This window comes from Streptococcus sp. DD13 (assembly GCF_001578875.1).
Classification (GTDB): Bacteria; Bacillota; Bacilli; order Lactobacillales; family Streptococcaceae; genus Streptococcus.
The window spans coordinates 158,154-170,608 of sequence record NZ_KQ969507.1 but is presented as its reverse complement, the minus strand read 5'-3'; the positions used below and the strand labels follow the sequence as shown (position 1 = coordinate 170,608).

At 44.8% G+C, this 12,455-nt stretch carries 11 protein-coding genes and 2 tRNA genes; 2 read left to right on the top strand and 11 right to left on the bottom strand.

The window, feature by feature from the left end:
- Nucleotides 1-222: 222 nt before the first annotated feature.
- The 4 genes from STRDD13_RS07085 to STRDD13_RS07070 form a co-directional block, all read right to left on the bottom strand.
- Complete coding sequence (locus tag STRDD13_RS07085; RefSeq protein WP_067103463.1) at nt 223-564, bottom strand: metal-sulfur cluster assembly factor; 342 nt, start codon at nt 562-564, stop codon at nt 223-225.
- A gap of 216 nt (nt 565-780) precedes the next feature.
- Entirely contained in the window at nt 781-2,754 is a 1,974-nt protein-coding gene (gene tkt / locus STRDD13_RS07080; protein WP_067103461.1) for a transketolase, read from the bottom strand.
- Nucleotides 2,755-3,008: 254 nt separating this feature from the next.
- Nucleotides 3,009-3,081, bottom strand: a tRNA-Thr gene (locus STRDD13_RS07075).
- 128 nt (nt 3,082-3,209) lie between these two features.
- Entirely contained in the window at nt 3,210-3,839 is a 630-nt protein-coding gene (locus STRDD13_RS07070) for a DUF4230 domain-containing protein (protein WP_067103459.1), read from the bottom strand.
- Between the two features lie 80 nt (nt 3,840-3,919).
- Between STRDD13_RS07070 and STRDD13_RS08530 the strand changes: the two genes are divergently transcribed.
- Complete coding sequence (locus STRDD13_RS08530; RefSeq protein WP_156471288.1) at nt 3,920-4,165, top strand: type 2 periplasmic-binding domain-containing protein; 246 nt, start codon at nt 3,920-3,922, stop codon at nt 4,163-4,165.
- 82 nt (nt 4,166-4,247) lie between these two features.
- On the opposite strand, the gene STRDD13_RS07065 is transcribed toward STRDD13_RS08530, so the two are convergent.
- Nucleotides 4,248-5,159 (bottom strand): LysR family transcriptional regulator, encoded by a 912-nt coding sequence (locus tag STRDD13_RS07065; RefSeq protein WP_082781219.1) that lies wholly within the window; start codon nt 5,157-5,159, stop codon nt 4,248-4,250.
- A 125-nt stretch (nt 5,160-5,284) separates the two neighbouring features.
- Here STRDD13_RS07065 and STRDD13_RS07060 point away from each other — a divergent pair, with 125 nt between their 5' ends.
- On the top strand, nt 5,285-6,334 hold the full coding sequence (locus STRDD13_RS07060) for a threonine aldolase family protein (RefSeq protein ID WP_067103457.1): 1,050 nt from the start codon (nt 5,285-5,287) through the stop codon (nt 6,332-6,334).
- A gap of 563 nt (nt 6,335-6,897) precedes the next feature.
- Here STRDD13_RS07060 and STRDD13_RS07055 read toward each other — a convergent pair.
- The 6 genes from STRDD13_RS07055 to rpsO form a co-directional block, all read right to left on the bottom strand.
- Nucleotides 6,898-7,779 (bottom strand): class II fructose-bisphosphate aldolase, encoded by an 882-nt coding sequence (locus STRDD13_RS07055; protein ID WP_067103455.1) that lies wholly within the window; start codon nt 7,777-7,779, stop codon nt 6,898-6,900.
- Nucleotides 7,780-7,897: 118 nt separating this feature from the next.
- The gene (locus STRDD13_RS07050) at nt 7,898-8,716 is read right to left on the bottom strand and encodes a TPM domain-containing protein (RefSeq protein WP_067103453.1); all 819 of its coding nucleotides are present in this window, start codon (nt 8,714-8,716) and stop codon (nt 7,898-7,900) included.
- Nucleotides 8,716-9,825 carry a TFIIB-type zinc ribbon-containing protein gene (locus STRDD13_RS07045; protein WP_067103451.1) on the bottom strand — a complete coding sequence of 370 codons (1,110 nt, stop codon included), beginning with the start codon at nt 9,823-9,825 and terminating at the stop codon, nt 8,716-8,718. Before STRDD13_RS07045 ends, STRDD13_RS07050 begins: the two co-directional genes overlap by 1 nt.
- Before the next feature lie 11 nt (nt 9,826-9,836).
- Nucleotides 9,837-10,967 carry an SPFH domain-containing protein gene (locus STRDD13_RS07040; protein ID WP_067103449.1) on the bottom strand — a complete coding sequence of 377 codons (1,131 nt, stop codon included), beginning with the start codon at nt 10,965-10,967 and terminating at the stop codon, nt 9,837-9,839.
- 87 nt (nt 10,968-11,054) lie between these two features.
- Nucleotides 11,055-11,140: transfer RNA gene (locus STRDD13_RS07035), tRNA-Leu, on the bottom strand.
- A gap of 850 nt (nt 11,141-11,990) precedes the next feature.
- On the bottom strand, nt 11,991-12,260 hold the full coding sequence (gene rpsO, locus STRDD13_RS07025; protein ID WP_067103445.1) for a 30S ribosomal protein S15: 270 nt from the start codon (nt 12,258-12,260) through the stop codon (nt 11,991-11,993).
- Nucleotides 12,261-12,455: the final 195 nt, after the last annotated feature.

Here is a 12,455-nt window from a genome sequence, read left to right as displayed (position 1 = left end):
CAGTCTATTTATAGATGCATTTTTATTGAAACAAAAGCAAACATCAGAGACTATCCCAAAATCAAATTTATAGGACGCAATATCAGCAATCGGTCTTTTTTAATAGTTCTCTAGGAATTTGGGTCTTTACTAGCGTCTGTCTCCTCTTAAATCTTGCACTAAAAGGGTAAAAAAAGAAGGCTGAAAGCCTACTTTGGGTATATGCGTGTTTTTTTATTCCTTCTATCTCGGGCTAATCCCAAGGGCAATTCGACCATACCGGCTAATTCGCGTCATTTGCCACACCGGTGACCACACCACCTCTACCTTGGCGTCTGTGACTCCATCAATCTTCTTCAGCGCTTCTACCAGATCAAGCGGAAGCGTGTCTGCACAGTTGCATCCCATATCGGTAAAAGTCATCACAACTCGACAAAAGCCCGACTCATCCAAGTTGATTTCATAGATCAAGCCTAAATTGTAAACATCTAATTCAATTTCTGGATCATATATGGTCTGTAAAGTAGCGATAAACTGGTCTTCTATCGCTTTTACACGGTCATTAATTTTGATATCGTCTCTCATATTTCGCTCCTAACCATCCTTTGCTCTACTTCCTCTGAAGCACAGATGTATGGGTCCAATTTTCTCATAATCTGAGACAAATAGCAAGAAAAAATGAAAAGGACATTGAAAATGAGCAGATATTTTCCATCATTCGGATCTTACTCCCCCAAAAAAGCTTAGAAGCTTTCCAAGCATCATGTAGATGACACATAGAAAGTCCTAAGCTTTGATAAATTATAGTTGTTGAAGGAGATGAACGACATTTTCAACCGTAAATCCGTACTCAGCCATAACTGTCGCAGCTGGTGCAGAAGCTCCGAACTGGTCAATTCCAAGAACAGCTCCGTCTAAGCCAACATATTTGTACCAGCTTTGGGTAGCTCCCATTTCGATAGCAAGGCGACGACGAACCGCATTTGGAAGGATTTCTTCCTTATAACTTGCATCTTGCGCATCAAAGAGCTCTGTTGATGGCATGCTCACCACACGGATTTTCGCGCCAGATGCTGCCAAGGTCTTCGCTGCGGCCACCGCAAGATTTACCTCAGAACCTGTTGCAATCACAATCGTGTCAAATTCTGGTGACGATTCATAAACGACATAAGCTCCCTTAGAAACCTTCTCAAAGTCTGTCCCCTCTTCGACAGTCAGATTTTGACGGGTCAAGACAAGAGCAGATGGAGTAGATGCACTGGTCGCTGCCAAGTACCAAGCCGCCTGTGTTTCACGGGCATCAGCAGGACGGAAAACGTTCAAGTTTGGCATCGCACGAAGACCTGCCAAGTGCTCAATCGGCTCATGCGTTGGACCATCTTCTCCAACTGCAATCGAATCATGTGTAAAGACATAAGTCACAGGCAGTCCTTGGAGGGCAGAAAGGCGGATGGCAGCTTTCACATAATCAGAGAAGACAAAGAAAGTTCCACCATACACACGAAGACCACCATGTAGAGCAAGTCCATTTAAGATTGTTCCCATTGCAAACTCACGAACTCCGAATTGGATATTCCGGTTGAGCGGATTGATGGCATCTTGCAATCCTTCTGATTTGATATAGGTCATATTGGAATGAGCCAAGTCGGCCGATCCACCAAGGAAGGTCGGAACCTTATCAGCGATGATATTCAAGGCGTCTTGGCTTGAATTACGAGTCGCTTGTGAAAATCCATTCTCTAAGGCAGGGAAATCTTCTGGGCTGACTTGGACTGGATCCCGCCCTTCGATGATAGCTTCGACTTCTGCAGCTAATTCAGGATAGGCTTTTTTGTAAGCCTCTACTAGCTCAGCCCAAGCCTTGTAGGCAGAGCGTCCGCGATCCGCAGTGTTTTCTTTAAAGTCTTCATAAACTTCTTCAGGAATTTCAAATGGCGCGTAATCCCACCCTAGCTCTTTCCGGGTCGCTTCTGTTTCATCGGCACCTAGAGGTGCACCGTGAACAGCATTGGTTCCTTGCTTATGAGGAGCACCGTATCCAATTACGGTCTTGACTTCAATCAAGGATGGCTTACCAGATTGCTTAGCCGCTTCAATCGCTTGGTTGATGGCCTCTAAATCTGTCCCATCGCTGACCAATTCTGTATGCCAACCATAAGCTTCATAGCGTGCACGAACATTTTCTGTAAAGGAGTCTTTGGTTTCTCCATCCAAGTTGATATCATTTGAATCATAGAGAACAATCAGTTTTTCCAATTGTTGAAGACCTGCATAGGAAGCTGCCTCTGCAGAAACACCTTCCATCAAGTCTCCATCCCCACAGATGACATAGGTGTAGTGATCAAAGATTGGGTAGCCATCCCGATTATACTTAGCCCCTAGGAAACGCTCTGCTTGCGCAAATCCAGTCGCTGTCGCAATCCCTTGTCCAAGAGGTCCTGTCGTCGCATCTACACCAGCTGTATGCCCAAACTCAGGGTGACCAGGTGTTTTTGAGCCCCATTGACGGAAATGCTTCACTTCTTCAAGACTAACATCTGCATAACCAGAAAGATGCAAGAGAGCATAGAGCAACATCGATCCATGTCCAGCAGATAAAACAAAGCGGTCTCGATTGATCCAATTTGGTTGGTCAGGGTTGATGCGCAATTGTTTGGTAAATAAGTCATAGGCCATGGGCGCAGCCCCCATGACAACCCCAGGGTGACCAGAGTTGGCCTGATTAATCGCGTCGATCCCTAAAAAACGAACAGCATTAACAGATAATAGTGACATAGTGTTCTCCTTAAATTGATTTATGTCTATTATATCACAAAAACGTTTTCATAAAAAGACCGACTTGCTTTCTCGTGTAAACTAAATTTTGACAGGACGAATCGACTCCCCTATCTATACAATGGACACACTCTGGAAGAAAAAATAAACACTGAATTGGATAAGGTCCGAAAATTTTTGTCATTTTTTGGAGCAAATTTGGTTTGAACAAGCAAAAAAGCCCGTCAAATCAGGCTTTTTCTTCTCTATTTCGATGCCGACTGCAGGGATCGAACCTGTGACCTACGCGTTACGAGTGCGTTGCTCTACCTACTGAGCTAAGTCGGCTTGTGAGACTATTTTACCATTCTGTCGAAATATGTCAAGACTCGTCAGATCTTCTCTTTAGATAAACAAAACACCAAACATTCCTTCTATGTTTGGTGTTTGAGTGGGAAACATCTACCCATCCGTCTTCACTCGCTAAACTCGACTGAAATCTTGATTTCTGGGTCAATCGCTTGGAACAAACTAGTATAATAGGTTATCGCAGACTCTTTGATATCCTCTTTGTAATTTTCCAAAATTGCTTTTTGACGTTCATTTGTCAATTGTTGCATCGCAAGGGCACCGGTATCCACATCTTTTGTGGTAGCACTCAGCAACTCACCTTGACGGTCATATAATTCATATGGATGGTCTTTTGCTAGCTCGACGCCGATAACCTCTAGCTTGGGAATGATAACCTTATATTTCTTCTCTTTCTCCTTTTGGATTTCGACCGCATTCTTGATTCCAAACTTAGCTTTATAGTTCAAGATGACCAAAACCTTCTTTTCTGTAAATGGTATTTGGATGCCAAAAATATCTGAAACGTTTGAATCCGTGACGACCTCTTTGATCCCCGTATTCAAAAACACGACCTCGTTGACCTTTTCGAGATATTCGATAGTAATCCTAGCTCGCGAATTGTCTGCTATAAACGTCCGGTATCCAAAATTCCAACAAACGAAGCCACCTAAAACAGCAAGCAATAACCCCCAAACAGGCACTTTCTTCGCTAAGAAGGCTAGTATTACGCTTTGCTTTCTTTTTCCTCTTCCCATGCTATCCTCCTACCATTAGACTGTCTTGTTTTTAACAGTTTCATTATATATATATATATATTGTCAAGACTTTTAAAAATGTGGAATCAACTCTTTCAAATCCTCACATCGAATATGCTGATAATGCCTGGATTGCCCAGACCATGATTTTAGGCGGAGTCGGCCTTGCCATCATGCCTCATTTTGCCGTCCAGCAGAGCGACCAGTTAGTGAGCATCCCCGTGGAAAACCTCCCCCTCCTGTCCTACGGCATCACCTGGCACAAACAAAACCCCAAGAATATTCCCCATTTTATCAAGGAAATCGCCTTCTTGTTTGACACATAAACTCCGCATCATAGCCCTCCAAAAACTTCTCTTCGTCCTTTCTTCCCAATTCGATCAAGTGAGACGAAAAAGAAAAAGCCCATCACTCAGTTGGGCTTTCTCGTTTCTTTTTTGTTGGTAAAATCGTTGGTAAAAGCTCTCTGCAGGTATCTAAAAATCGCTCTACTGCTGGCGACCGGCGGTCTTTTTTGGGTAAGGCAATTCCAAGTGATACATAGCGCTTGGGATGAAGAGGGATCTGAACGACGTCTGATTTCCAGTCTCTTGCAATCATAGACTGGTTGAAGCTGACCCCTAACCCTGCTTTGACCAGCTGATAGGTCGTAAAGCCATCCTTGGTGGTAAAGCGGGTGGTTAACGTCAACTTTTCTTGTGCGATCAAACGGTCCTGATCTGTATCTTGATCTGGCAGGGTGTGGATGAAAGCCTCCTGCTCTAGGTCCTTGATGGCATAGGTCTTTTGCCTGGCCTTGGGATGATCCGTCGGCAGCCAAACGACCAACGGGTCTTGGTAGAGTTCTTCCCAGTCATAGGCACTTTTATCCTCTGGCTGAGCACAGAGACAGATATCGACAGACTGCTCCATCAACCACTTGGCAATCTCTTTGTTGCCCCCTTCCATAAGCTTGATATGGATCTGAGGATAGGCTTCGGAAAAAAATTTTAATAAAACTGGCATCCACATAGACGACACACTGAAGTAACATCCGATAGTGATAGCCCCTCGGACAATCCCCTTAATATCCTCACTTACTTCTCGTGCCAATTGCTGACTTTCAACGATTTCTCTGAAATAAGGCAACATGAGCTGGCCGTTTTCGGTTAGTCTCACTCCTTTTTTACTGCGAATAAAGAGCGGAAATTCTAGTTCTTCTTCTAGACTAGATATCATACGGGTGATTCCCGATTGGGTGTAATTCAGTAGGGCTGCAGCTGCGGAAAACGATCCTGTCTCACTCGCAGCTATAACCGCTTGGCATTTGCTAGCATCCATGGCTTCCTCCTTCTCGCGATGTTTCATTCCATTTTATCATAGATATAATGATTTTTTGCCATTTGTGTAATGTATATTTTTGATCTATACTAGAATTATCTAGAAAAACGAAAGAGAGCAGAGCCATGACAAGCCAAAAGATAAATGTCGCCAATGATTACCTCCAAGGAACACATCCTGCCATCCTCAATCGTATGGTAGAAAGCAATGAAATGGAACTAACAGGTTATGGGACCGATCCGATCACTGCGAGTGCGGTAGAGAGGATCCGTCAAGCTTGTGCTTGCCCTAAAGCGGAGGTCCGCTTCCTCCTAGGTGGAACACAGACCAATCAGATCGCCATCGCTTGCCTGCTAAAGTCCTATCAAGGCGTCATCGCAGCGAAAACGGGTCACGTCAGTGTACACGAGGCGGGTGCCATCGAGTTTGGTGGTCACAAAGTGCTAGAGCTCGATACCCCTGATGGCAAACTGACAGCTGATCAGATCCAGCAAACCATCGAAGACTACTGGGCAGACGGAAACCATGAGCACATGGTCATGCCAGGTATGGTCTATATCTCACAGCCGACAGAACTAGGAACCCTCTACAGCAAGGAGGAGCTAACAGCCATTTCACAGGTTTGTAAGGAGCAAAAAGTGAAACTGTTCGTTGACGGGGCGCGTCTCGCTTATGCTCTTGCTTGTCCTGAAAATGATACCAGTCTAGCAGATATCGCTTGTCTTTGCGATGCTTTCTACATTGGTGGAACTAAGTGTGGGGCTATGTTTGGTGAAGCCTTGGTCATCCCAGATCCTAGCCTCATCCCCCACCTTACAACCATTATCAAGCAACACGGAGCACTTCTCGCCAAGGGTCGTCTTTTGGGAATCCAGTTTGACGAACTGTTCAAGGATAAGCTCTATGACAGAATCGGACAAGAGGCTATCCACTATGCCAATCAGATCCGCCAGGCTTGTAAAGAAGCAGGACTGCCCCTTTATTTTGAAAACCCGACCAACCAAGTCTTCTGCATCGTAACCGAAGAGGAAAAAGAAAAAATAGCGAAAGATGTTCTCTTCTCCTTCTGGGAAAAATACGATGACCACCATACCGTTATCCGTTTTGCGACCTCTTGGTCCACTCGAGCTGAGGATGTAGAAAAGCTATGCCAGATTTTAAGCTCATTTGCTTAAAATCAATCCCTCCCTTGCCTTTTATCCCTTTTCGTTTTCTCGCGTCCCGACTCGCAATCTTCTCGTAGGAACGTTCAAGCTTTAGTTGCCTACATTTCAGAGAAGCTGACGGACTGATAACATTGAAACAAGAGAGGGGGACAGAAATCGGTCATTCGTTAGAAGTCGATTTCGTCGTCCTACCTCCGCACAGTTGAGTAGAGCCCACTCACCCACTGCGTCTTGCTCGACAATCCAAAAACAAACAAGAGGCTAGGACTTTTGTCCAGCCTCTTGCTTTTTTAGCTTCCATCACTCAGCTTCCTAGATGATTTCGCAGAAGTTAGGGAGCACCTTTTTAAGCTACTTCCTTTATCAAAAGCGCAGACCTGCTGATAAACAGTGGAAGATTTGCGCTACAAAAAGGCTTATATCATCGGCAATAGATCATGCTTTGTTTGCGCTACCTCTATAATCGAAAAGTACTGAAATTTCCATAATCGGGAGCAAATCGGGGACAAAATCACCAAAAAAGGCTCTATCCAAGTGGATAAAGCCTTTCATATCAAGGTTTTGTAGCCTAATTAAGCTTTGTTTGCTGAACCGAATACATCGATACGTTCTTCAACAGCTTCTGTGATCGCGTCAAATCCTGATTTCAAGAATTTACGTGGGTCAAAGAGTTTTTTCTTATCGTATTCTGCTTCGTTTGCATCGTATTCTGCTGCAAATTTACGAGTTGCGTTTGCAAATGCGATTTGGCACTCAGTGTTTACGTTAACTTTCGCAACACCAAGTTTGATTGCAGCTTGGATTTGATCATCCGGAATACCTGAACCACCGTGCAACACGATTGGGAAACCTGGAACGGCTTCTGTCAATTTCTTCAAGTGGTCAAGGTCAAGACCTTCCCAGTTTTCTGGGTAAGGGCCGTGGATGTTTCCGATACCTGCTGCCAAGAAGTCAATACCTGTTTCAACCATTGCTTTTGCATCTTCGATTGGAGCCAATTCACCTTTACCGATGATTCCGTCTTCTTCTCCACCGATTGTACCAACTTCAGCTTCTACTGAGATACCTTTTGCATGTGCTTTTTCAACAACTTCTTTTGCCAATTTAAGGTTTTCTTCCACTGGAAGGTGTGAACCGTCAAACATGATTGAAGTATAACCAACTTCGATACATTCAAGGGCGTCATCGTAGTGACCATGGTCCAAGTGAATTGCAACAGGAACAGTAATGCCCATGGAGTCTACAAGGTTTGAAATCAATTCTTTACAAAGTTTGTAACCACCCATGTATTTCGCAGCACCCATTGAGGTTTGGATAAGAACTGGAGCTTTTTTAGCTTCTGCTGCACGCAAGATAGCTTGAGTCCACTCAAGGTTGTTTGTGTTAAATCCACCAACAGCGTATCCGTTATCACGCGCTGCTTGGACAAATTTTTCTGCTGAAACGATTGCCATGTTAAAGGCCTCCTAATGTTTTTTAGGTGTTTCCACCTATTGATACGTTAATCATATCACATTTTCGCTAAAAACACTAGCCCCAACAAGTAGGTGAAGCGTTTTCAGGACTTGAATCTTAAAAACTACCGCCCAGTCCACCATGGCTGGTGCCCGAGGAACTCGTGTGGGTCGTGGAGCCCCCTCCCCCTCCTCCACCGCTACCACCAGAATCGCTACTCCGCTCGATGCGCGTTTGATGGAGGGTCCGATAGAGGAATAGGCGCTGTTTATCTTCCAAAGAAAAGGAATGAGGAACCAGGTAGTCACTTGCTCCCGTTTTCTGAAAAACGGTCCGGAGTTGCCTTTTTTTGAATTGTAACCAGCTATAGGCTATAAAAGCTGCTAAAAGTACGGACCCGATCGCTCCGATGACCCAAAATTGCAGGGTGACAGGGAGATGACCTTTATCATAGGGCTTTCCGGACCTTGCTTCCGTCACAAAACGATCTACCCACCGGCCATAGGTCCGAAAGGCTTCCATATATTTACCAGCCGACAAATAGCCTTTAAAGCGATCTCTGATAAAGACAAGTCCCGCATCTGTCAAAGCAGTGATCCCATATCCTGTGGTTGTGATATGCCAGTTCCGTTGGCCCATATCGACCAGTAAAAGCGCTCCATCAGCAGTAGTCCCATACCCATAACCATTCTGATCAAAATAGTCATCTGCATACGCTTCTGCTGTCTTGCCGTCTGTTGAGTTAACTGTTACAACGACAATATCGAATCGCTGACGCTCGCTTATTTCATCTAGCTCTTGTTCCAATTCTTGTTTTTCCTGACTGGTTAGGAGATGGGCATGATCCACTACATGCGTGTCATTCTCTGCATAGACTGTTCCTGCAAAACCGAAAGAAAGAACCATCAGAACGCCCAAGAATAAAATCTTTTTCATCAGAAGCCACCTCCTAACCCAAAAAGTCCGATTAAGCTATATAAGAGCATCAATACAAGGGCTACAAGGGTAGCAAGTAAAGCAAACGTTCGTCGATAGACCTGCTTGTCCACAGGTAAATCTCCAACGAATTTGCCCGTCTGACCATTCATGGCAAAGAGGTAACGTTGTCCCTGCCAGGTCGTCGTCAGAAGCCATACAGGGTAGAGGGCATAATGGTAGGTCCCTTCCTCCAGTGAAACCTGCTCCGACTCAATGCTCGACGCTTGATAGACCGTTTGCCGTAACTGTTCTTTAGCCGTTTCTTGGATTCGCTGATTGGCCACCTCCTGGCTCTCATCCGCTTCTACGTCATACTTATCTGCCAGATAACCTGCTAAATAGGCTGATTGAAATGGGACAGCCTCCGTAAAGTCAAAGGGCTCGATGGATTGCATCAAGTCATCCGCTAGGCTACTAGATCCATCCACCGCAAGGTGTTCGAATTGCATGTTTCCCTTGCGGATTTCCAGATAGTAGGTCACCTGTGTATAGACATAATCAAAATCAGACCATTCTCGTATCTCTTGCGTCGTGTAGTGGCCATCGATCTGTGCCTTTGCATCAAAGAGCCAAAAAGGGACATACAGTGCCTTCATTTCATCTAGATGACTTTCTTCTTTAAAAACCTTTGGAAGGAGAAACTTGTCTGTTAAAAATGCTTCTAAGGCTGCCTTTGCCTCTTCCTTACTAATCTTAAAAGGAATGACAAAGTCTGGCTTCTGGTCCCCCTGCACATTTTCCGTTAGAACGACAGGGTTGTCACAAAAAGGGCAAGAGGTGGCAATGGTGTGCTCAGAGGTTAAAATCTCTCCACCGCAGGATTGACAGCTGTACTGACGCATCGCTCCAGCTTCTTCTTGAGACCAGTTATGGGTCGAGGCTGACTCCCATCTCATCTTCCCTTCTTGGGAGCCTTCCTTCATTGCTTCATGATAGAAAGCCATGGAGTCGAGAGAAAGCTCAGCATCACAATAAGGGCAGTGCAGCCGCTGGCTTTCTGAATCAAAATAAACCGCTCTCGAACAATTCGGACAGGTATAGGTTTGCAATGGTTGGGTCTGTGTCATATCCTACTCTCCTAGCTTCTAGGCGCCCCGCATTCTGAACAGAATTTCCCTGTACTTTCATGACCATTTGGGCAAATCCACGCTTCGGGAGTTGCAGTTTGAGGACTAGCTGGTTCTTGTGGCTTTGTAAAGGGTTGCTGTCCCATAGCAAAGAGGGAATTGGCATCAATGCCCCCAGCTTGATTAGCCATCCCCATCCCCATAAATCCGGTCATCGCTCCAGCTTGATTGGCAGCAGCAGCTTTCATCGCATCCGCTTGGGCCGCTGTCAAGGTTGCAGCCGCCATCGTTGGGTTTTGCAACATCGCCACTCGTTGTGCTTCTTTGATCAAGTCAGCATCTTCATCTGGAAGATTAATCGTCGAAAGGGCAATGCTCATCAGCTTGATTCCACGGCTTTCTTGCCATTTTTGACTAAGAACAGCATTTAGAGAATTCTCCAACTCGGTCGCATGGGCTGGTAACTGACTAGGGCGCATCTCCAAGGCAGAGAGTTGACCCAAAGCCGGTTGCAAGGCGCTAATCAATTCTGCTTTCAGCTGGCTATCAATGTCACTGCGAGTAAACTGACTGGCAACATTCCCCGCGAGTACCGTATAAAAGCGAATCGGATCTACAATTTGATAGGAATAGACCCCCGAACAGCGAAGGGAGACATCGATATCTAGTCCGATCTTACTGTCAACCACTCGAAAGGGAACCGGAGAGGGCGTCCCAAATTTGTTGTCGAGCAATTCCTTGGTATTGATATAATAAACCCGCTGATCCTTGCCCGCATCCCCTCCATAAGTCAACCGACGACCCATGGTCTTAAAGGCTTCCAGAAGAGATGGCCCAAACTTGCCAGAGAAAACGCTGGATTCACTAGAGGTATCAAAAGTATATTCTCCTGCTTCAGCCGCTACTTCGACGACCTTCCCCTGGTCTACGATGATCATACACTGACCATCTGCCACCACAATCCCACTTCCATTTGAAATGACATTGTCATGACCTTTGGTATTAGAAGAGCCTCTCCCGATCTGTTTTTGACCGCGTGTCATCAATACATCACTGCCTAAGGAATCACAGTAGAAAAACTCCTTCCATTGATCGGCTAGAGTTGTACGTGTCGCTGTCAATGCCGCTTTGATTAGTCCCATAGTCCTACTCCTTTGATTTCTTGTTTTTATTATTTTACCATATTTAGCACAAAAAAAAGCTAGTCCAATGACTAGCCTTGCTACCGATGCGGAAAGGGGGACTTGAACCCCCACGACCTAAAGCGGTCACAGGATCCTTAGTCCTGCGCGTCTGCCAATTCCGCCATTTCCGCTGGTTAACAACAGAAATAATTATATCAGACTCCCCAATACTTGTCAACACTTTCTTGCTTTTTTCTTTTGCGGTCCAACAGGGTTAATAAAAAAAGGGAGTATTTGAATCTTGTCCCTCGCAGGGATGCGGGTGAAAAACGAATTTTAATCCAGAAAACAAGACCTTTCCTAGCGAAATCCTTCACCAGGTAAATGGCTATTCCTGAAAATAGGATAGAATCCAGATTGAAATAAATCTTTAAAATAGAATCCTGGTATGGCATCAGTGAGTGGATTGGTCTGAATGTGTTCTCGATCCATCATCCCCCTCACCATAGAAAAGCAAGCCTTGTCATGAGGCGTACTTATTTTCTACGCTTAGAAAATGTGCGGAGAAATCGCTTGATACTATCTACCCAAACAAAAGAAAAGCCACTCTACAACAGAGCGACTAATCTTCTTGTATTCAATCGAACACGGCCTAAGCACTGAGCAAAAAAGATAAAATCTCCTAGAAACGAGCGTTTCTTCGTGAATGAAACCAGAACTAAAAAAGCTCTCCATATCGGGAGAGCTGATTTGAGCTCGGGCTAAAATCCTAGTGAAAAAGAAAAGCCGCTCTACAACAGAGCGACTAAACTTCTTGTATTCAATCGAACACGGCCTAAGCACTGGGCAAAAAAGATAAAATCTCCTAGAAACGAGCGTTTCTTCGTGAATGAAACCAGAACTAAAAAAGCTCTCCATATTGGGAGAGCTGATTTGAGCTCGGGCTAAAATCCTAGTGAAAAAGATGAAACTCCTTGTGTTCGTCGAACACGATGTCGTTTCCCTATTTTCATACGGATTTTCACGCCCTCGGCATCATAATTATCGGCGAAGTCCGAGTGAGTTGATCAACTCACGGTAACGGTTGACGTCAGTGGTACGCAAGTAAGCCAAGAGGTTACGACGGCGACCGATTTTTTTCATCAATCCACGGTAAGTTGCGTGGTCTTTTTTGTGTTGTTTGATGTGGTCATTGAGGTGGTTGATTTCCCAAGTCAAGACAGCTACTTGAACTTCTACTGAACCAGTGTCCCCTTCGTGACGTGCATATTGAGCAATGATTTCATTTTTTTTCTCTTTTGAGATTGCCATGATATTCTCCTTTATTTTACGCTTCATCTGAGTGACAGGGTTGGCAAATCCTGCAACCAAGAAGAAGTTATTTGTCTTTTAGACTTCTACTATTCTATCAAGTGGGCCTCTTTTTGTCAACTAATTATATGTCCTACAGAAGAGATCTTCAGACTGAAAGAGCGTATCGTCCGAAGTAAACGCCCCCTTATTGCC

Coding starts and splice junctions, on each gene's coding strand:
- STRDD13_RS07050 (WP_067103453.1), bottom strand. CDS start 8,716: ATGAAAAAGATTTTATTCTTGGGCGTTCTGATGGTTCTTTCTTTCGGT.
- STRDD13_RS07060 (WP_067103457.1), top strand. CDS start 5,285: ATGACAAGCCAAAAGATAAATGTCGCCAATGATTACCTCCAAGGAACA.
- rpsO (WP_067103445.1), bottom strand. CDS start 12,260: ATGGCAATCTCAAAAGAGAAAAAAAATGAAATCATTGCTCAATATGCA.
- STRDD13_RS07045 (WP_067103451.1), bottom strand. CDS start 9,825: ATGACACAGACCCAACCATTGCAAACCTATACCTGTCCGAATTGTTCG.
- STRDD13_RS07055 (WP_067103455.1), bottom strand. CDS start 7,779: ATGGCAATCGTTTCAGCAGAAAAATTTGTCCAAGCAGCGCGTGATAAC.
- STRDD13_RS07065 (WP_082781219.1), bottom strand. CDS start 5,159: ATGGATGCTAGCAAATGCCAAGCGGTTATAGCTGCGAGTGAGACAGGA.
- tkt (WP_067103461.1), bottom strand. CDS start 2,754: ATGTCACTATTATCTGTTAATGCTGTTCGTTTTTTAGGGATCGACGCG.
- STRDD13_RS07070 (WP_067103459.1), bottom strand. CDS start 3,839: ATGGGAAGAGGAAAAAGAAAGCAAAGCGTAATACTAGCCTTCTTAGCG.
- STRDD13_RS07040 (WP_067103449.1), bottom strand. CDS start 10,967: ATGGGACTAATCAAAGCGGCATTGACAGCGACACGTACAACTCTAGCC.
- STRDD13_RS07085 (WP_067103463.1), bottom strand. CDS start 564: ATGAGAGACGATATCAAAATTAATGACCGTGTAAAAGCGATAGAAGAC.